Origin of the sequence: Paenibacillus sp. FSL R7-0204 (assembly GCF_038002225.1) — a bacterium.
Lineage (GTDB): Bacteria > Bacillota > Bacilli > Paenibacillales > Paenibacillaceae > Paenibacillus_AQ.
This window is the reverse complement of sequence record NZ_JBBOCA010000001.1, coordinates 6,782,507-6,803,363: the sequence shown is the minus strand read 5'-3', so window position 1 is coordinate 6,803,363 and position 20,857 is coordinate 6,782,507. Positions and strand designations below refer to the sequence as shown.

At 55.7% G+C, this 20,857-nt stretch carries 15 protein-coding genes and 1 riboswitch; of the genes, 12 read left to right on the top strand and 3 right to left on the bottom strand.

Features of this window, described 5'->3' with window-relative positions; genetic code table 11:
- The first annotated feature begins 680 nt into the window (after positions 1-680).
- From MKX42_RS29405 to MKX42_RS29350, 12 genes are all read left to right on the top strand, one after another.
- Positions 681-1,952, top strand: a complete 1,272-nt coding sequence (locus MKX42_RS29405; RefSeq protein ID WP_340756689.1) for a vWA domain-containing protein — start codon at positions 681-683, stop codon at positions 1,950-1,952.
- Positions 1,953-1,982: 30 nt separating this feature from the next.
- Positions 1,983-2,618: a beta-mannanase gene (locus tag MKX42_RS29400; protein ID WP_340756687.1), complete on the top strand. Its 636-nt coding sequence runs from the start codon at positions 1,983-1,985 to the stop codon at positions 2,616-2,618.
- A gap of 48 nt (positions 2,619-2,666) precedes the next feature.
- The gene (locus MKX42_RS29395) at positions 2,667-3,929 is read left to right on the top strand and encodes a hypothetical protein (RefSeq protein WP_036701281.1); all 1,263 of its coding nucleotides are present in this window, start codon (positions 2,667-2,669) and stop codon (positions 3,927-3,929) included.
- Positions 3,926-6,370 (top strand): GAP1-N2 domain-containing protein, encoded by a 2,445-nt coding sequence (locus MKX42_RS29390; protein ID WP_340756685.1) that lies wholly within the window; start codon positions 3,926-3,928, stop codon positions 6,368-6,370. The genes MKX42_RS29395 and MKX42_RS29390 overlap by 4 nt, the downstream gene beginning before the upstream one ends.
- Positions 6,371-6,480: 110 nt before the next feature.
- The gene (locus MKX42_RS29385) at positions 6,481-7,167 is read left to right on the top strand and encodes a hypothetical protein (protein WP_340756684.1); all 687 of its coding nucleotides are present in this window, start codon (positions 6,481-6,483) and stop codon (positions 7,165-7,167) included.
- A 579-nt stretch (positions 7,168-7,746) separates the two neighbouring features.
- Positions 7,747-7,940: riboswitch (cobalamin riboswitch) on the top strand.
- 208 nt (positions 7,941-8,148) lie between these two features.
- The gene (locus MKX42_RS29380) at positions 8,149-10,314 is read left to right on the top strand and encodes an S-layer homology domain-containing protein (RefSeq protein WP_340756681.1); all 2,166 of its coding nucleotides are present in this window, start codon (positions 8,149-8,151) and stop codon (positions 10,312-10,314) included.
- Positions 10,315-10,767: 453 nt separating this feature from the next.
- The gene (locus tag MKX42_RS29375; RefSeq protein ID WP_340756679.1) at positions 10,768-11,574 is read left to right on the top strand and encodes a DUF4430 domain-containing protein; all 807 of its coding nucleotides are present in this window, start codon (positions 10,768-10,770) and stop codon (positions 11,572-11,574) included.
- A complete protein-coding gene (locus MKX42_RS29370) occupies positions 11,571-12,515 on the top strand; it encodes an energy-coupling factor transporter transmembrane component T (protein WP_340756678.1) in 945 nt (314 codons plus the stop codon). Before MKX42_RS29375 ends, MKX42_RS29370 begins: the two co-directional genes overlap by 4 nt.
- Entirely contained in the window at positions 12,431-14,095 is a 1,665-nt protein-coding gene (locus tag MKX42_RS29365) for an ABC transporter ATP-binding protein (RefSeq protein ID WP_340756677.1), read from the top strand. The genes MKX42_RS29370 and MKX42_RS29365 overlap by 85 nt, the downstream gene beginning before the upstream one ends.
- The gene (locus MKX42_RS29360; protein WP_340756675.1) at positions 14,068-14,754 is read left to right on the top strand and encodes an ECF transporter S component; all 687 of its coding nucleotides are present in this window, start codon (positions 14,068-14,070) and stop codon (positions 14,752-14,754) included. The genes MKX42_RS29365 and MKX42_RS29360 overlap by 28 nt, the downstream gene beginning before the upstream one ends.
- 148 nt (positions 14,755-14,902) lie before the next feature.
- Positions 14,903-16,612 carry a methyl-accepting chemotaxis protein gene (locus MKX42_RS29355; RefSeq protein WP_340756674.1) on the top strand — a complete coding sequence of 570 codons (1,710 nt, stop codon included), beginning with the start codon at positions 14,903-14,905 and terminating at the stop codon, positions 16,610-16,612.
- A 122-nt stretch (positions 16,613-16,734) separates the two neighbouring features.
- Positions 16,735-17,862: a hypothetical protein gene (locus tag MKX42_RS29350; protein ID WP_340756672.1), complete on the top strand. Its 1,128-nt coding sequence runs from the start codon at positions 16,735-16,737 to the stop codon at positions 17,860-17,862.
- A 126-nt stretch (positions 17,863-17,988) separates the two neighbouring features.
- Here the strand turns inward: MKX42_RS29350 and qoxD are convergent, their stop codons facing one another.
- Genes qoxD through qoxB form a run of 3 tightly spaced genes read right to left on the bottom strand, consistent with a single transcriptional unit; the run spans position 17,989 to position 20,826 of the window.
- Positions 17,989-18,282 (bottom strand): cytochrome aa3 quinol oxidase subunit IV, encoded by a 294-nt coding sequence (qoxD, locus tag MKX42_RS29345; RefSeq protein ID WP_340756670.1) that lies wholly within the window; start codon positions 18,280-18,282, stop codon positions 17,989-17,991.
- Between the two features lies 1 nt (position 18,283).
- A complete protein-coding gene (qoxC, locus tag MKX42_RS29340) occupies positions 18,284-18,880 on the bottom strand; it encodes a cytochrome aa3 quinol oxidase subunit III (protein ID WP_036693560.1) in 597 nt (198 codons plus the stop codon).
- Positions 18,877-20,826, bottom strand: a complete 1,950-nt coding sequence (gene qoxB, locus MKX42_RS29335; protein ID WP_036693561.1) for a cytochrome aa3 quinol oxidase subunit I — start codon at positions 20,824-20,826, stop codon at positions 18,877-18,879. Before qoxB ends, qoxC begins: the two co-directional genes overlap by 4 nt.
- Between the last annotated feature and the right edge of the window lie 31 nt (positions 20,827-20,857).

The following is a 20,857-nucleotide window of genomic DNA, read 5'->3' as shown; positions in this document are numbered from 1 at the left end:
TGAGATGATAGAGTGCTATGACAAAATATCATTCATGGTCAGGCTGCTATAGCCGCTGGATCTATAGTCCACATGAGTTCGGCGGCTGACCATGGGCTGCTGAAAGTGGGCCGGATGGAGGAACGAGAGGGATAAATCCCTTTACTGTTGCTGAAAGTGGGCCGGATGGCGGGAAAGAGAGGGATAAATCCCTTTAATGCTGCTGAAAGTAGGCCGGATGGCGGAAGGAGAGGGATAAATCCCTTTAATGCTGCTGAAAGTAGGCCGGATGGCGGAAAGAGAGGGATAAATCCCTCTGATGCTGGTGAGTGTAGGCAAAAGTGCTCCTGAGTTCGCCGGGCGCGCGCTAAACGAGCAAATGAGGGGCAAAAGTGCCCCTGAATTCGCCGGACGCATGCTAAACGAGCAAATGAGGGGCAAAAGTGCCCCTGAATTCGCCGAACGTGTGCTAAATCACCAAATGAGGAGCAATAGTGCACCTGAATTTAGCGAAAGTTGGCCAAACCACCAAATGAAGAGCATTAGTGCACCTAAATTCAGCCAAAGCGCGCTAACCCACCAAATGAGGAGCACAAGTGCATCTGTAGGACAATTCTCATTCATTCCACTGCCGGATGTGCAATAGAATGGAATGGGGAAGCGTGTGATGATCAAGCTTTTCCCGGAAAGGATGAAATGCAATGCAGCGAAAAATCAATCTGCTCCTGCTGCTGTTCAGTCTGCTCGGCGCGGGTGTAGCGTTTGTGCTCGGTGAGCTGCTGCTGGACCGCAGGCCGTATGATTTACCTCAGATGGTGCTGGTCGGTATTTATTTTGCCATTGTGGCCTTATGTGTTGGAATAGGCGCTCTGGTCGCAGAGACGATCTCACCGAGGCTGAACGGACAGTCCTGGAAGCTGCGTTATCTGGGCACCTCATGGAAAATGTTCCCGCTCATGGTCGTGCTGCTGCTTGGCGTGGGCACGCTGACCGAGTTCGTGTATGAGCTGAACTTCGGCGGCAGCAAGCCGGTTAAGAATGTCGTCATGGTGATTGACGATTCCGGCAGCATGTCGCAGAGCGACCCGTCAGACCGGCGCTACGCGGCGGCCAAGAATCTGGTGCAGCAGCTCAAAAAAGACAACAAAGTCGCTGTAGTCACCTTCAGCAACAAGGCTTCCGTCGTCCAGCCGCTGCTCCCGCTCTCCAAAGCGGCGAACCGCGAGAAGGTCATGGAGGTCATCAGCAGCCTGAAGACGACCGAAGGCGGAACGAATATCAGCGGCGCGCTGGCCGAAGCGATGAAGGTGATTCATGAAGACGGCGCGGACCGCGGGGCGATGGTTATTCTTTTATCCGACGGTGTCAGCCAGTTCAATACCGCAACGGAGCTGACAGACTATGTGGCCCGGGGAATTAAAGTAAATACGATCGGGCTGGCCCTGGATGATCCGTCCGGCGCAAGTCTGCTCCAGAATATCGCCAGCAGCACCGGCGGACAGTATTATGATGTGGCCGATGCGAACCGGCTGGGCGATGTATTCCAGCAGATTTATGACCGTCTGGGCGACCGGACACTGCTGACCGAGCGCAGCGACCAGACGGCGGACAGCCCTTATTATGCTGTGGTGCGTGTGCTTGCATTGATGCTGCTCGGCACGGCGCTGGGTCTGGGCCTTGGCATTGTGTTCGATAACCGCCATCTGGCCCGGAGCTTCAGCATCGGGGGCGCGGTATCGGGACTTATTGCGGGGCTGATTCTGGAATCCGGCCTGAACGGCGACACGCTCTGGGACCCTATGACCCGGCTGCTGGCGCTGCTCGTTCTGGCGGCTATTCTCACCTTGTTCACATATATCGTGCCTGTAGGGGAAGGGCGCTTGTCGCGCCGGGGAAGAGCTGCGGGGGCTGCTAATGCGCCTGCGGACAGTATTCATTCACCCCGCCGTAACCGCGGCAGTAAAGGGTTCTAAAGCCAGATGCAGGGAAAGGGGAAGGTTGCCATGAAGTACGCCGAGGCAGACGCTGGAGCACCGGTGATTACCGAAGTTGTATCCAGAGTGGAGGACCGGTTCTGTACGCTGCGCTGGCGCTGGCCGGACGGTGTACAGGCGGTGTATATTCATAAGGCCTCTGCGGAGGCGCCGGACAGTCATGAGCATCCGCCTCCGGGCATGAAGCTCTACACGCGTGAAGAATACAAAGCGAATAACGGGTACCGGGACCGGCTGGACGAGATCGGGATGGTGGCTTATACCATTTACGTACGGCTCAGTGAGAATGGGGAGACGCTGCTGGTCCGCCAGCAGGATGGCGGGAACCGGGCGCTTGTCAGCGCGGGCAAAGCGAGGATCTACTACGCGGTCCAGCACAAAAAAGGGTTGTTCAGTAAGCTGAAAACCGTGCAGATGACGATCACTGCCGAGGTGCCGGTGCCGAAGGAAGTGCTCTGCTACGTCAAAAAGCGGGATGCGCATCCATCCTCCAAGGAGGACGGTGCAAGGTTCCCGTTCGTCCAGGACTTCGCTCCCGGGCGCAACCAGCTCCCGCCGATTGAGGTCGGCAAGGACGACTTCATCCGTGTTTTTTTCACCGATGGGCCTAAATACGGGACTTATTATGAGCTGGTTCCCGAGTGAGCGGGAGCAGCATACCGGGTGCTGACACAACCCTGAGGAGGATGAGAGATGTCTTTTTTTAGCCGTTTCATGAAGAAGAATCAGCCCGCAGCGAGGCCGCTGTATTACGATATTGTCTGCCCGTTCTGCTTCACGCGCTTTGAGCCGGAGGAAGTGGTGTTCCGGGCCATGCACAGCCGTGAGGATGATGAGAATTATGCGCTCGGTGAGGATGATCTGCTGAATAAATACCGGGAGCGCTTCGGCCTCGATACGGTGGATGATATGGAAGCGGTTCTGCAGCCGGCGGATATCCCGGAGGAGTACCATCATTATACCGACAACGTGCTGACCGGGCTCACCGACCGCTATGGGGTGATGACCCGCAGACGGCTCTGTCCGTCCTGCCATAACGAGCTGCCTGTAACAGCCGGCAAGGTGCCTAGCAATATTATCTCGATTATCGGAGCTTCCCAGGTCGGGAAGTCTGTCTATATGACCTCGCTGATCCATACGCTCCAGCATACAACGGCAGGACATTTCGACGCAGCCTGTATGCCGCTGAATGCCGAGATCAGCCGCAAATTCCGCACCCTGTATGAGGAGCCGCTGTTCGAGCGGGGGGATCTGCTGGCGTCTACCCAGAAGGAGAAGATGCAGGAGCCGTTTATTTTCCAGTTCGTGTTCAAGGATGAGTCCAAGCCCCCGCTGACGCTGGTGTTCTTCGATGTGGCCGGTGAAGGCATGGTCGATCAGGATTATCTGGGCCTGCACGGCCAGCATATCAAGAACTCCGCAGGGATTCTGTTCATGGTCGATCCGCTGCAGATCCGTTCGGTCCGGGAGAAGATCCGCATTAACTTCGGTGACCGCCCGGGGGAGTGGGTATCGCAGTATGATGAGCCGCGTGATGTGGTGCTGACCATGTTCGGTGATTTCATCGCATATCAGGAGAAGAGCAAGACCGAGATTCCGACCGCAGTCGTCCTGGCCAAAAGCGATATGCTCCACTCCCTCAAGGATGAGGATGGCGACTATATCAAGTCGAACAGCAATGTGTTCAACAACTATGTGCACCGCAAAACGCTGAACCTGGACGAGTTCCACAACATCGACGGTGAAATCCGGCGCTTCATTGAGAAGGTGGACCGTCCGTTCAAGGATACGATGGATGTGTATTTTGCCAATACCGGGTATTTCGCCGTGTCTGCGCTGGGCAGCAATCCAGTCAATCAGAAGGTGGAAGGCGTAGTCAGCCCGATCCGGGTGGATGAGCCGTTCATCTGGCTGCTGCACAAGCTGAATTATATTGAGGGGAGCGACGGGCCGTGAACAGATTGTCAGGGTCCATGATCACCCAGCAGATGTATACCCGCGAGCGCCGTGGCGTATACCGGTCGACAGAGGGCTTCGATACGGTAGCGAAATCGGAGAGTCTCGATAATAATTTTGTCAAAAAAATCCTGCATCCCTTCTGCCTCTACGATGCCCCGGCTGAGCTTACGGCACGCGGCGAGAAGGATGAGGAGCTGTATCCTCCTGCGCTGCACCTGTTCCATACGGAGAGCAACGAGACTGTGATCGGAGAGAGCCGTTATCTGGCGGCGGATTTTACGGGGCAGCGGAGCGCTTTTTTTGCCCATAATTTCGTGGTGCCGCCTATCCGCTCCGAAGAGATTGTCGAGGGGTACGGGGACTGGCTGCATGCGGGGTTTGCCCGGAGCTATGAAGGGGAGCCTGGTGGGACACTGCCTGAACTGGATTCGATTCCTGAGGCAACACGTCCGCTGGACGAGCCGTCAGACCCGCGCAGCGTGTTGTCCGGTCTAGGCTTCACAGAAGAGCTGTTCAAAGCCCTGCTGCAGGCAGTGATGCTGTCCGTAGCCGGGAAGAAGAAAATCTATGTAGCGCTGGATGTACCCATCAGTGAGCTGTCGCAGCGTGCGGCCCGGCTGACGGAGGTCATCTTCGCTGCGCTGCCGTATGACTTCCGCCGCAGGCTGGGAGTGATCACGTATGCCAAGGAGCCGCAGAGCCGCAAATATATTCACCTGACCTTCGTGGAGAAGGGCTCTCTGCGTCCGGGTGACCGGAATATCGAGAAGGATTATATCTTCGATCTGGCAGGGGCAAGGTTCCTGAATACCGACTTCGGCGAGTCGCGGCAGATCTATGCCGATTTGGCCTGGAAGACGCTGGTGGAGAAGGGCGGAAGCCTCCGTGATTTCGCTAAGTTTGCCGACAGCCTGCTGCTCGGGGAGAGTGCGGACCGTAAGCTGTCGCTGGCGCTCTACAATGAGCTGGCGGTCTTTTATGAAATTGAGCAAGGCAACGAAGCCTTATATACAGATAACAAGAACGCTATACTCGGCGGCCTGTTGTCCTATCTGAAGCCGGAGGGGAAGCTGGACTCGCGGGTGCGGCTGAATGATATGTTCCTGGAGCGGTTCGACCGCGAATATGATCTGATCCGCAAGAAGGGGATTCCGTCAACGGAGATCCTGGAACAGTTCAAGGCGTATTACGCGCTGCCGGGCCATAATTACCGGGTAAAGATCGTCGATTACTTCATCAACGGGATGCTGAACTGCCAGTCCGGGGGCCGGGAGGATGTGCTGGCGGCGGCTTACGGGATTATTGAGAGCGATGCGGAGCTTAGTGAGGCGTTCTTCAAAAAAGTGCTGTCCCAATCTCTCTTCCGCAGAGCGCTGTTCGAGCCGTATCTGGAATCCCGGCTGGCAGCCGCTGCCGGAACTGCGGATATCCTCCGCCTCGTGGGCCACTTTGGCCGGAGTCTTCCGGAGGTGCTTCAGCAGGCAGCGGTACGGGATACCTTCAAGGAATATCTGCTGGAGAAGCTGCAGCGGGAATCCGATCCGGTAGCGGCGGTAACGGCTGTTCATGAAGCGGTCCAGCAGGCAGAGAAGCAGCGCCGCAGAGGTGGCGTATACCCGGAGGCCTTGTCCGTTATGGAGGAGCTCGGCACGGTTGCTGACCGCTTCCTGCTGAACCGGATCTCGCTGGACGAGCTGACGATGGAGCAGCTGCTGGAGATCTCGTTCCTGCGTTACCGGGATACGGCAGACTGGCAGCCGCCGCTCGATGCGATTGCGAAGCGCAAAGCGAATGCGCTTCGTGCAGCCTACCGCTGGTTCGGGGAGGAGTCGCCGGACGAGGAGATTTTTGCCGGACTGACGCCGCGTGAGCTGGACGATGTACAGCTGCTCGGCGCGCGGTGGCTGAAGGAAGCGCGGAGCCTTGAGCCGTTCGACCGGCTGCCGCTGGCCTTCTATCACAGCAGTGAACGTGAAGGCGGGCCGCTGGATTATGATGCGCTGCTGGATCTGGTGGTCCGCAAGGCGGGCAATGACAAGGAGACGGTGTACCGGTTCCTGGACTGGTCGCAGCATAGCTGGCTGTTCGCAAGCTCTGGCAAGAAGCTGTGGCCGAATTACAAGCGGGCTGTGCTGAGATATTTCCTGAAGAGCGACCGCGAGGCGTTCAAGAACCGGGAATTCCGCAAAAACCATCTCGACACAGCAACGCCTGCTATGCAGACTGTCTACAATGAAGCCCGCGCCCAGCTGGCTTCGCCGCTGGCGCGGTGGGTCAGCCGCAGCCGATTTCAAATCCTGATCTCAGGGAGCATCCTCGGGATCATTCTGATTGCGGCGGTTATCCTGCTGAGCCAGCTAGGGGGACGCGGCAAGGATACAGCCGCGCCGGTGGTCAGCCCCAGCCCGCTTCCGGCAGTGACCGGGGGGCCGCTGTAGCGGCCCCGGTCTCTGTCCGGCTTATTGGCGGGAATAGCGGTGCCGATGTAGGGACTGGCGGGAATAACGGCGGTGTCGCGGGAAGCGGAGAAGCGGGTAAGAATAACGGCGTGAAGCTGTTGTTCAGCTTCACTGATGCGGCGGAATGCTCCGCCTTCAAGCCGGAGCGAATCGGCGTGGAGTCCGCCAGCGGCGTTACGGACTACGAGGTTAAGGCAACGGTTAGCAGTTGCCAGGTTGCAGCAGGTGCCGGAGCAGATGGCGATGCGAAGGGTGAAGCAGGCGCCGGAGTGGACGGCGATGCGAAGGGTGAAGCAGGCGCCGGAGTGGACGGCGATGCGAAGAGTGAAGCAGGAGCCGGAGTGGACGGCGGTGCCAAGGCTGAGGCAGGTGCCGGAGTGGACGGCGATGCCAAGGCTGAGGCAGGTGCCGGAGCGGACGGCGATGCGAGCGGTAAGGCAGGTGCTGGAGCAGACGGTGATGCGAGCGGTAAGGCAGGTGCCGGAGCAGACGGTGATGCGAAGGGTGAAGCAGTAGCCGGAGCGGACGGCGATGCGGACAGTGGAGCCGCCGCCTCTCCAGCGGCGGCGGGAACTCCTCCGTCACGCGTATACGAGGTTACGGTGGAGCTATCAGCAGGCGCGATGCTGGCGGCAGGCGATATGATCACCGCCGGAAGATACTCGCTGAAGCTGGCGGCAGATCCGGGCAGCGCTCCGGAAGCTACAGCTACAGCCGCGCCTAGTGCGGAGCCATCCGCTTCCGCAAGCCCGGAAGCGGACACGGATGCGGAATAACACAGCGGCCATAAGCAGGCTGCGTAAGCTTTTAACTAACGCGATCGGGTAGTGCTCAGAGTAATTCAATCGACATATGTGAATTGTAGCCTAATGGTACGCTGATGTCCGAAAGAAGCTGCTCGATTGCACTTTGTACACTAGAATGAGGCATATCGAGCCTTATATGGTGTTCTGTTGTATTCGGTACATTAGATTTTGGGAATTTGGCCCGGCGGAGGGTTATTTGCCACAATCGATTGTATGAAATGCAGCAGAATGCGTTATCGGCTGCTTTTACACGAATTCTAATGTACATAATACAATCGCCAGCTGCCGCTGTCTCCGCTAGTACCGCCAACGTGTTGATTAGCAGCAGAAGAGTAACTTTTTATAGTCCTGAATAGTACGGTGTGCCGGGGGAGCGGGCATGTGCTGTTCAGGATTTTTGTGCGGAATGGGCTGAGCCTTGGGGGAGTTGGAATAGATATAGCTTGTCTATAGACATACAGGGGGATAGTCGATATGATGGTTTGAGAATATTAAAATTTAATAAGCTTGAGGAAAAGGTGCAGATTGCCTTAGAGACCGCGTGCTGTCGCTAGCAGAAGCTGGCAGGGCTATGTCTAACAGAGGAATCTGCTTAAAAGGGAAGCCCGGTGCGAGTCCGGCGCGGTCCCGCCACTGTAAATACGGAGCAACTCCTGAGGAGCCACTGTCTGCTAATTCGGATGGGAAGGCGGGGGAAGCGGTGAAGTATGAGCCAGGAGATCTGCCTTTTTTGATGTTGTTTCTATTCTTCGGGGGTAAGAATGTGGAGCAGATGCTGATATTGGCGAGGGCTGTATACGCTATATGTAATGTGGGAGAGCAATCGCTCCCTTCAGCCGCCCTGTGCGAAAGTTCTTCCCCGGCCGCCCTGCACAGGGCGGTCTTTAGGTTGCTGCTCTCTTTGCGGAGGAAGCAGGATTTATCCATTCTATTTCAGGAAAGAGGTTAGTTATGAAAAACCATTCTCTATCATCCAGGTTCACACGGCTGGGACTTGCTGTCATTATGCTGTTTGCACTGCTTGGAGCAGCTGTAGCCCCGGCAGGACAAGCTGCTGCTGCACAGGCAGGCGTGACTTCCGCACCTGCGGTATCCGCTCTGCCCGCAAGTGAGGCAGCCAGCGTAACCGCTGCGGTCTATGCTACTGCAGAATTCATGCTGAAGAACGGAGTCCAGTCGGACTGGCAGGCGATTGGCCTTGCGCAAGCAGGCTACAAGGTTCCAGCCAGCTATCTGAAGGCGCTTGAGGGTAAGGTGGCTGAGGCTAAGGGGGTTTTTGCCAGAGCTACGGACTATGCCCGGATCACGCTTGCCGTTAAGGCACTGGGCGGCGACCCGGCGAATGTGGCAGGCTATAACCTGATCGAGAAGCTCTACAATCACGAAGCAATTACCGGCCAGACGCTGAATAATCCGGTCTATGCCCTGCTTGCATTGGATTCCGGCAGTTATACAATCCCGGCAAATGCGAAATGGACACAGTCTAAGCTGCTGGCAGAGATTCTGGCGAAGCAGAACCCGGACGGCGGCTTCACCCTGACCACGGGTGCGAGTGATCCGGATATGACAGCGATGGTGCTGACCGCACTGGCTGGACATAAGCAGGAAGCAGCAGTGAATACTGCCGGTCAGCGGGCGGCTGCCTGGCTGGCTAAGGCACAGGACAAGAACGGCGGATATGGCGAGAGCAGTGAGAGTGTAGCTCAGGCCATTATCGGTCTGTCTGCCTTCGGCATTGATCCGGCGGGAGCAGAGTATACGAAAGGCCAGATTAATCTGGTCAGCAAGCTGCTGAGCTTCAGCGCAGCAGATGGCGGATTTGTCCACACTGCGGGCGGCAGCTCCAATCCGCTCTCAACGGAGCAGGCACTGGAGGCTTTGGTAGCGTACAAGCTGTTTGGAACAGGCGGTAAGCTCTTTGATTTTAGCGGCACACCAGTGAAGAATCCTCAGGTAAGTGTCTCGGTTACAGTTGAAGGTCCGAATGGAACGTTGGCTGAGGGCAGCGTGTACGCCGGAAATGTGCTTAAGGCACTGGAAAAGACAGCAGCAGCCAAGCGCCTGGCCCTGGTCAATGAAGCAGGCAATTATGTGACGGGGATCGGCGGCGTGGTTGCGGGTACTTTTGGCGGATATGATGGCTGGATGTATGTAGTCGCACGCGGCGGAGCATGGATCTATCCAAGTGTAGGGATGGGAGACTTCGCGCTGGAGGAGAATGACCGCATTGTGGTCTATTATGGCGGGGACAACACGCAGGTGGTTGATGCTGTAACTGTGACTCCCGCACAGCCGCAGCCTGGACAAGATCTGAAGGTGCAGGTAACCCAGAAGCAATGGGTCTGGAATGAGGCGACCTTCACCTCCGATCCGGTAACTTCACCGTCAGCAGGCGTACAGGTAACCATCGGCGGCAAAACGGCAGTTACAGATGCTGCGGGCCTGGCTGTTGTGGCTGGTGGTCTTCCAGCGAATAAATACACTCTGACGGTTACAGGATATCTTAAGGATAAAACCCCGGCCATCGTGCGTCATACAGTCCCGGTAACGGTGGCTTCTGCGGCGGCGGACCGTCCGGATTTTGCCGATGTGAAGTCGATCTCGCCTTGGGCGCTGGAGTCGGTATACACGGCGTATGACCGCAAGCTGATGAATGGTGTGAGTGAGGGCAGTCTGCTGTTTGCACCGAAAAAGAATATTACCCGTGCTGAATTTGCAGCGCTGCTGCTGCGCTTAACCGGGAACGAGCCGTCTGCGGCGGCTTCCGCTGGGGCCTTCAGTGATGTTAAGGCCGGTACATGGTATTATGGAACAGTGAACCGGGCGAAGGAGCTTGGAATCATCAGCGGCGTGACGGCCAAAACGTTCAAACCGGACGGGCTGGTTACGCGCCAGGACATGGCTGTGATGATGGTTAGAGCTTTTAAGCTGGATGCAGCTGGAGCAGGAGCAGGCGCTGGTAAGTTCAGCGACGAAGATAAGATTAGTGACTACGCAATATCCGCTGTCCGTACGGTAACGGGACTTGGATATATGAGCGGCACCGGTGGCGCATTCGAGCCTACTGCTGTCGTAACCCGTGAGATGGCTGCTGCTGTAGCGGTTAGATTGCCATAGTTGAGTAAGAGTAGGGGATGGTATAGTTTAGTTGGAATTTCCATTCCGCTGCAGGATGGGTGCTGTACGCTGGGGCGGACAATAAGTGGATAAATGACATCTAATCTGGCAGGATTTGCTGCAAAGCGGGAGTTAGTTGGAAAAACAACACTTATTCACGCTCGAAGCTCCCGTATGATGGGTTGTGGGCAGAATTAGATGCTGTAAATCCAACTAATTTCTGTATAGATGCGTAATCAGGATAATGAAGTGTAGAAAATCCAACTAAAGTATTCGTGCCGATGAGCCGTTGAGGCGTATAGGGTTGCCGAAGCGCTGAAGGCTCGTCAGAGTGACGGATTTACTTGGAATTCGTTTGGATATGTGTTGAAAAGTAAGCATAAGGTGTATGAAGGAACGGGGAACAGGCTGACTGCCCCCGTTCTTTCCCCTTTTTGTGGAGGTGTGCAGGTAATGTTCAATCAATTTAAAATTGGCCTGGGAAGGCTGGCTCCGCTGCTTCTCCTGCTGATGGTATTGCTGCTCCCCGGCTGCTCCTCTGCGCAGCCGGATCAGGCAGGCAGCGGCACGCAGCCGCCCGCCGGGACCCCGGCCGCGCAGACGCCGCGGCCTGGAGACGAAGCGGCTCCGCTGCCGGGAGCCGCTGAGGGCACTGCCGTACCATCCGCCCCTGCGGATGGTACGGCAGCTCCAGCGTCGCCAGGCGCAGCGGCGACGCAGCCACCGGCGGGCGCGAGCAAGCCCGCCAAGTCCCCGGCGTCGCCAGGCGCAGCGGCGACGCAGCCTTCGGCGGGCGCGAGCGAGCCCGCCAAGCCGGCGGCCACACCCAAGCCGCCGACCCCCAAGCCCGTGCCAGCGGCCACGGCTAAGCCGCCAGCCGCTACGCGCTCTCCGGCGGCCACGCCCAAGCCGGACAACGTGGTCACCCTCTCCATCACCGGAGATGAGGAGCATGGCGTGATTCTGGCCGCCGCCCAGTACGAGATCAAGAAGGGTGAGAGTGTGCTGGACCTGCTGAAGCGGATTACACGGGGGCAGAAGATTCAGATGGAATATCAGGGCAGCAAGGCATTTGCTTACGTGGAAGGTATAGATAATTTGTACGAGAGTGACCACGGGGCAGAGAGCGGCTGGATGTACAAGGTCAATGGAGAATTTCCGTCCAAGGCTGCGGGCAGCTGGATCGTCGAGCCCGGGGATACCATCGAGTGGCTGTATACGCTTGATCTAGGCAAAGACCTGGGGGCCAAAGCACCATGAGCAGCGGCTTCCGTTCCATGCATCCGGTAGTAGCCCTGCTGTATTATGCAGGGCTGCTGCTATTCGCCCTGCTGGTCTTCCATCCGTTATTTCTGGCTACAGAGATAGCCGGACTGTTGGCGCTGCTGCTCTTACAGGGACAAGGGCGGAGGTTGGTGCGCGGCTTGCCTTTTATGCTGCTGATGGCAGCTTCCGTGGCCTTGCTGAACCCGCTGTTCTCGCATAGAGGTGCGCATATTTTGTTCTACTGGCTGGATCAGCCTATTACACTGGAAGCTGTGCTGTATGGACTCATGATGATGACAATGCTGCTTACTATTTTTATCTGGTTTATATCCTACAATTACACGGTAACCACTGATAAATTCATGTACCTGTTCGCGGCGGCTGCGCCGAGAACGGCGCTGCTGACGCTGATGGCCATCCGGTTCGTGCCGTTGTTCCAGCGGCGGCTGCGCCAGATTACCCTTATCCAGCGTCTGCGCGGGGTAGATACCGGTACGGGAAGCCTTAAGAAAAGAATGACAGACGGAATGACGCTGCTCAAAGTGCTGCTGACCTGGTCTCTGGAGGAAGCCCTCCAGACTGGAGACTCCATGACAGCCCGCGGCTACGGCAGCACCAAACGCAGCACTTACACGATATACAAGGCCGATTTGCAGGATAAGCTGGTGATGCTGCTGTTAACCGTTAGCGGTGTGGTTACGCTGCTGTTCTGGGTGCAGGGCTACGGCAAGCTGGAGATCTATCCCCGGATGAGACCGGCGGACTTCGGCTGGCAGGAGGCCGTCATGTACGGCAGCTTCTGCCTGTTCGTGCTCATTCCCGCCGGGCTGGAAGGAAAGGAGAAATGGTTATGGAGATCCTCAAAGCACAGCAATTATCCTTCCGATACCCTGAAGAAGACAGGGACACACTCCATGAGCTATCGTTCGTTATAGAAGAGGGTGAATTTGTCGTGCTCTGCGGCCCGTCCGGCAGCGGCAAGACCACCCTGCTGCGCCATCTGAAGCGGGAACTCGCCCCGGTAGGTTCATCCAGCGGAACCTTGACCTACAAAGGGCAGCCGTTGTCCGGGCTTCCGGCAGCGGTGGCCGCCGGGGAGATCGGGATGGTCTTCCAGAACCCGGATGCACAGATAGTGATGGATACGGTCTGGCATGAACTGGCCTTCTCCATGGAGAACCTGGGGCTACCGCCTGCTGTCATGCGGACCCGGCTGGCGGAGATCTGCGGCTTGTTCGGGCTGGAGCCGCTGCTCTACCGTCCGGTACATGAGCTGTCAGGCGGACAAAAGCAGCTCATGAACCTGGCTTCAGTACTGCTTCTTCAGCCCAAGGTGCTGCTGCTGGATGAACCAACCTCCCAGCTTGATCCTGTTGCTGCGCGGGAATTCATTATGGCGCTGCAGCGGCTTAACGAGGAAATGGCGGTCACGGTGATCATCAGCGAGCACAGGCTGGAGGAGGTGCTGCCGCTGGCTGATCGTGTGCTGATGCTGGAAGACGGCAAGCTGCTGGCAGATGCCGCTCCCCGTCTGTTCGCCCGGCAGACCGGCAGCGGGGCCTTAACCTCGGCTGGGCGTTACTTGCCAGCCGCCTCACGGCTCTATTTGTCTCTGTCCCCGGAAGCGGATTCGGCTGCGCCGGAGAATATTCCGCTGACCGTGCGTGAGGGGAGACGCTGGCTGCATTCCCTGATGGCAGGAACGGACGCTGCCGCAGGCGCTGAACTGGTTAATAACTTGAATAGGGCCGCAGCGTCTCTGCTCACCTGCCGCGAAGTGAGCTTCCGGTATGAGAAGGAGGGCCGGGAGGTCCTGAGGAAGCTCTCGCTGACACTTAAGCAGGGAGAGCTCCTGGCAGTCATGGGCGGGAACGGCGCAGGCAAGTCCACCTTGCTGCATGTGCTGAACGGGCTGATGAAGCCGCAGCGCGGCAAGATAGAGCTGGCTAAGGGCAAGACTACCGGCCTGCTGGCGCAGAATCCGCTGCTCTATTTCAGTTATGATACGGTGGCTGAGGAGTTGCAGCATATGGGCAGCTACGCCGGGTTATCCCCTGAGGCAGCAGCAAGCCGGATTGAGGCTTTGCTCGAAGTGTTTCAGCTCCGTGAGGTGCTGCAGAGTCATCCGCATGATCTCAGCGGCGGGCAGCAGCAACAGACCGCGCTTGCCATGATGCTGCTCATGAAGCCGGATATTCTGCTGCTGGATGAGCCGACCAAGGGGCTTGATCCGGCCGCCAAAGACAGGCTGGCTGGCCTGCTTCAGCAATTACGCGGGCAGGGAATCAGTATTCTTATCGTAACGCATGATGTAGAGTTCGCGGCTAAGCATGCAACACGCTGTGCACTCTTGTTTGATGGGGGGATTACGGCAGAGGGCACACCGGCTGAGTTCTTCAGCAGCAATTACTTCTATACCACGGCAGTCAACCGGATGGTGCGGGACTGGCTGCCACAGGCATTGACAATAGAGGATGTGATTCGCACATGGCCCGCTTCCGCATACCGCTGCTAATTGCCCTGGGACTCTTCATCGCCGGGCTTGCGCTTACCGCAGCATTCACTGACAGGCATTATGTGTTGCTTAGCGTAGTGCTGCTGCTGGCCGCTCTCCTGCCGCTGTTCATCCGGCTGGAGCGCCGCCCGCGCAAGTCCCGTGAACTCGTGCTGCTGGCTGTGTTGTCCGCTATTGCTGCGGTCAGCCGGATTCCTTTTGCCGCATTGCCGGGGGTAAAGCCTGTGTCAGCCGTTGTCATCCTCTCCGCTTATGTCTTCGGGGCAGAGGCGGGATTCGTCATCGGTGCAATCGCTGCGCTGGTCTCTAATATTTACTTCGGGCAGGGACCCTGGACACCATGGCAGATGTTTGCCTGGGGCATGACCGGACTTACAGCCGGGTGGCTACGGAGGAGCTGGCTATTGTGCCGGCGGGCCGGGCTGCTGATTTTTGGCTTCATCTGGGGGTTCCTGTTCGGCTGGATTATGAATATCTGGGTCCTGCTCAGTCTGCCGGATGCCTTTAGCTGGCGGCTGGTTGCCGTTACGTTTGCCGCAAGCTTTTATTTCGATCTGGCCCATGCCTTGTCGAATGTATTCTTCTTAGCGGTGCTGGCCGGAGGGTGGACCAAGGTGCTGCAGAGATTCCGCAAGAAATATGGCTTGCTTCAAGAGTGAATGGAATTATAATTAAGGGATAGCGCTCTACTAAAACGATAATTTTCTTCATATTTCGACAAATTTCTTAGCAAGGCCATCAACTATTCGATGTTATTCTCCGATAAATAAGGTTACAGCTAGATTCGAGAAGGCGGGATAACGGGAAATGAGACATCTGAAGATTAAGCATAAAATGATTGTACTGATAGCGGTGGTTATCCTGCTGCTGATCGGGATTGGAACAACAGGTATTCTGACGACAACCGGAATGGCGGACAGGTCTGAAGAGACGTACAGGCAGAACCTGCAGCCGATTTATTTCGTAACGGAGATCCGCGGGAATAACCGGGCGATTGAGTCTTTTCTGCTGGAGGATCTGATTACCACGGATGACGCCAAGAAGCAGGAGCTGAAGGCGAGAATTCAGGAGAACATCCAGACGAACAATGAGCTGATGGCCGAACTGAAAAAGATTGAATTCAACAATGACAAGATTGCAGCCTATGTGAACGAATATACCCTGCTGCTGCCGGATTACCGCTCACAGCGTGATAATATTATCCATCTGGCCGATAACGATCTTAACGATGAAGGGTATCAGGTGTTCACGGGCAAGACTTTTAACGAGCTGCGTGACAAAATGGTCCGGCTGCTTGAAGAGACAGCGACGTTATTCATTCAGGATGCTTCTGCCCATAATACACGGACGGCTGACAGTGCCAAGAGCTCTGTTACACTTAGCTGCATTCTGATTGCGCTGGCCTTGCTGCTCAGTATTGTCCTAAGTGTGATCATCACACGGTTGATTACGAGACCGCTGAAGGAGTTGCAGGGGCTGATGAAGCGTGCGGAAGAAGGGGATCTGACGGCCTCCGCCGCTTACCGGTCCAAGGATGAGATCGGCCAGATCAATACTTCGTTTAACACCATGCTGGACGGCTTGAAAAATATGATGCGCGGCGTCTCGGAGAGCGCCGAGATTCTCTCGGCTTCCTCCCAGCAGATGAGCGCCAGTGCCGACCAGACCGCACACGCCTCACAGATGATCGCTGAGACCTCAGGCGAGATCGCGGCCGGATTCGATGTGCAGGCAGAGAGCATTACCCTTACTACGCAGTCTGTACGGACGATGTCCTATGAGATTGCCGAAGCCCGGCATAGCGGCAATGAAATGACCCGCCTGATGGAACAGGCTGCCTCCTCCACGGAACGCGGTGTGTACGCAGTAGAGCAGATTCTGGCCCAGATGCGGGAGATTGACTCCAGTGTCTCGGCGAGCCGGCTGATTGTGGGCAACCTGGGCAGCCTGTCCGAAGAGATTAATACGATTATTACAACCATCAATGAGATTGCGACCCAGACCAATCTGTTGTCTCTGAATGCTTCCATCGAGGCGGCACGGGCGGGTGAGCATGGCCGTGGCTTCGCAGTAGTTGCCGGTGAGATCCGGAAGCTGGCGGAGGCTACCGGAACAAGCTCGCTGCAGATTACGGAGATCATTAACCATATCCGTCAGCAGACCGCCAGTGCCGTTGAATCTATGGAGCAGGGCTCCGGGATTGTCTCTCATGGCGTAGCACAGAGTGAAGTGGTATCGGAAGCCTTTACAGCGATCCAGACTTCCATTCAGGCGGCCAGTGAGCAGACAGAGCAGATTACAGAGGTTATCGGCCATGTCGCGCAAGAATCGGAGGAAGTAGCCAAGTCTATGTCGACGGTGAATGAAATCTCGCGCAAAGGCGCCGCAGACGTTCAGGACACCAGCGAAGCAAGCCTGGAGCAACTGACAGCGATGGGAGAGATGTCCTCTTCCGCACAGTATCTGGCTACCCTGGCCGAGGACCTGCAGAAGCATCTGGCTAGGTTCCGGCTGTAACTGCTATAATAGACACAAGCTTGGCCCGATTCGGCCGAGGAACCCTGGAGATTCGCGGGCATCCTCACCGGAGCCGGGCTTTTGAACGTATTATAATTAACCTCAAGGAGGCGGTCTCTATAATGAACACCCGAACATGGAAGCTGGCGGTAGTTCCAGCCTTGTTAATGACACTTGCAGCTTGTAGCTCGAATCAGGCTAGTGCTCCGGCGGTTAGCCCCAGCGCACAGCCAACAGCGGCTCCTGTAGAAGCCTCTGCCCAGCCTGCGGAAGGGCCAAAGGTTACACCGGCACCTGCTGTAGCTGCTGGGGTAACGGTAGGGGAAAGTAAACAGTATGAGAAAATAGCAATTTCCGACTGGAAGGACGATAGAACCGTTGTCGTGTCCAAGCAGAACGATAAGCTGGGGCCGATCAGCTCAGGAGAGCTGAAGGGTTCCTATCCGCAGAGCCTGTATTTCTTCCATCTGGATACCGGCCAATACGATTTGATTACAGAGAAGGCGAACATGATGCTGGGGGATGCCAAGCTGTCCGCCGATCAGTTATTTCTGCTCTATAGTGAATTCTCCCTGGGTGATCCAGTCTACAATGTAATGGACCTGGGGTCCAAGAAGACGTTCACCATCAAGGGCGATAACATTGCCGGGGCAATGGGAGCCGATTGGGCGGATAAGGATACGGTAGTGGGTCCTGCATACAGCGGGGGTGCTTATACAGCGACTACCTCAATGAAGATCGCACCGGTGGAAGGACTGGGCGGGGAAGGACTGATTGTTGTAAGACAAATCAAGGATAAGATCTATTACACCAGTAATTCGAAGGACTCGCTGCACACCCTGGACCTGAATACTAAGGCGAAGGCTGACTTGAATATTCCGGGTACCAGCAGCGTAATCCCTTCACCTGACGAAGAACAAATGCTGATCCTGCAGTATAAGGAGAATACCCAGGCGCTGCTGCTCAGCGGCACTGACGGTAAGAATCCGCGGACCCTGGTGGAAGGCGCCGAGCTTGGGGCCGTCTCCTGGTCTCCAGACCAACGTCTGGTCGCCTATAGTGTAACTATTGAGGAGAACGGTACAACGAATAATACCTTATATGTCTACGATCTGTCTTCTGACAAGTCCGTCCAGATAGCGGAGAGCAAAGGGACGATGACCACCTCGTGGAGTCCCTCGGGCAAGCAGCTCGCGTATACGGAGCGGGACGACAGCGGCAGCAGCAGCAGTATAGTTCAGTTAAAGTAGAACATTATCATGATGGTAAACTTTAAAATTCAAAAAAAGCGGTCCGTACCGGTAAATCTACCGGATACGGACCGCTTTTTTTATAGATTACTAGAAGGAGCATAACGCTCCTCTGTTTCTTACAGGCTAAGCATACCAGCCCCATACGAAGATGAACAGGGTGCCGAAGATCGTGACCAGAGCCACGAACATGGCGTATGCGATGTTGATATACAGTTCTTTTTTGGAATCGGCCGATTCTCCGATGTGCATGAACACAAACAGCTGCAAGGAAGCCTGGATCAGCGCTGTGATTAGCAGCACCGCCATATTGGCACTGGAGGACAGGTCTCCATAAATAACAATCAGTGCAGCGGCAGAGAGGACCAGAGAGGCTACATAACCCATCACATGCTTAATTGGGAATAGTTGCTTCATCATGTCACATCAGTCCTTTCAGGTAGACGAAGCTGAAGATAAAGATCCAGACCACGTCTAAGAAGTGCCAGAACAAGGAGAAGATGAACGTTTTGTTGGCGGTAGCGGGAGTAATGCCGCGCTTCCACAGCTGAATCATAATACCAATTCCCCACAGCAGACCGAAGCTGACGTGAAGACCATGCGTTCCCAGTAGTATGAACAGACTGGAGAGGAAGCCGCTGGTCTGCAGCGTAGCTCCTTCATGCACGTAAGTGAAGAACTCGTCGATTTCGATACCGACAAAAGCCAGACCCATCACCAGCGTAATCGCCATGAAGACCATCATGGCTTTCTTGTAGCCGTGCCGCATAGCATGGACAGCAAGGCCGATGGTGAAGGAACTCGACAGCAGGAGGAAGGTCTCCATCAGCACCGGGCCGATCTCGAACAGCTCGCTGCCGCTCGGTCCGCTGGCATAGCGGTTAACCATTACGAAATATACAGTGAATAGCGTAGCGAAGAGAGGGATTTCGGCTCCGAGAAAGACCCAGAAGCCGAAGATCTTGTTACTGTTCTCTTCCGTTGAATATTCGAGCGGCTTGGACGCATCTATTTTCATACAGTCTCACCCCGCATCAGTTTCTTTTCTGTAGCTATAACCTCTTCTACAGGAATGTAGTAGCCCTGGTCCTTATCGAAGGACATGAAGGCCAGCACGACCAGGATTCCAATCCCTGCGACAATCGCCGGAATCCACATGCTGAATACCAGGAAGAAGCCAAGGAAGAAGAAGACTACACCGAGTATGAACGGCTTGCCGGTATTGCTTGGCATATGAATCTTGGTGTATTTGGTGTCTGTATACAGCGGGATATTCTCCTGCTTCGCAGACCATAGAGCATCACGCGTCTCAACCTTAGGCACAATCGCAAAGTTGTAGAGCGGGATTGGGCTGTGCGTAGCCCATTCGAGCGTCCGGCCATCCCAAGGATCGTTGGTTGTATCTCTTGGCATGTAGCGGGTACTCCAGTAAATATTGTAGACCAGGATCACGAAGCCGATGGCGAGCCCGACAGCCCCGACGAAGCTTAGCATATTGAGCGGACCGAAGCCTGATTCCTTAGAGTAGGTATACAGACGGCGTGTCATTCCCATCAGTCCCAGGAAGAACATTGGGAAGAAGGTAACGTTAAAGGAAATGATGATCCACCAGAAGGCATGCTTGCCCAGCCGTTCGTTCAGGCGGAAGCCGAACACTTTAGGGAACCAATAGTGGAACCCGGCGATAACGGCGAACACAGCGCCCGGAATCAGCACGTAGTGGAAATGCGCAACCAGGAACATCGTGTTGTGATACTGGTAATCGGCGCTGGCCATCGCCAGCATGACGCCCGTTACCCCCCCGATCGTAAAGATCGGGATAAAGGCCAATGTATACAGCATCGGGGTCGTGAAGGTAATCCTGCCCTTTCGCAGGGTGAATAGCCAGTTGAATATTTTGACCCCGGTAGGTACTGCTATGGCCATCGTTGTAATCGAGAAGAAGCTGTTGACCATGGCACCTTGACCCATCGTATAGAAATGGTGCGCCCATACGAGGAAGGACAAGAGCGAGATGATCAGCATACTGAATACCATGGAGGTATAGCCGTACAGGTTCTTCTTCGAGAAGGTAGCGATAATCTCACTATAAATACCGAAGGCCGGAAGGATTACGATATAGACCTCCGGATGTCCCCAGACCCAGAACAGGTTGGCCCAAAGCATATCCATCCCGCCGTTGGCCATCGTGAAGAACTGGGAGCCGAAGAGGCGGTCGAACATCATCATCGCCAGCGCTACGGTCAGAACCGGGAAGGCGAAGACAATAATAACGTTGGTGATCAGTACGGACCAGGTGAACATCGGCATCTTCATCAGCGTCATGCCTGGTGCACGCATCTTAAGAATCGTTACAATAAAGTTAACCCCGGTGATCAGCGTACCGATACCGGATATTTGCAGAGCCAGAGAGTAGTAGTTGTTCCCTACGGTCGGGCTGAATTCAAGACTCGCCAGCGGGAAGTAAGCTGACCAGCCTGCATCCGGCGAGCCGCCGATGACGAAGGAAATGTTCAGCAGCATGGCGCCCATGAAGAAGAGCCAGAAGCTGACGGCGTTCAGCCGCGGGAAGGCAACGTCCCGTGCGCCGATCTGCAGCGGAATGATTACGTTCATCAGACCGATGATGAACGGCATGGCCATGAAGAGAATCATGATCAGACCATGGGTGGTGAAGACCTCATTGTAATGCTGCGCATCGAGGAATTTCATTTCCGGCGCAGCCGTCTGCAGACGCATCATCATCGCATCTACACCGCCGCGGAACAGCATCAGCAGCGCCGCGAGGATGTACATGATCCCGATTTTTTTGTGGTCAACCGTGGTCAGCCATTCGCGCCACAGATAGCCCCATTTCTTGAAATAGGTAAGCCCTACGAGAATCCCGATGGTTGCCAGTGCAATACTGATCATGGCCCCGTATATCAAGGGTTCGCCGTGAACCTTAAATTTGTCCAAATCCATTAGGGTAGCTCCTTTCAGTGTGTTGCATTAA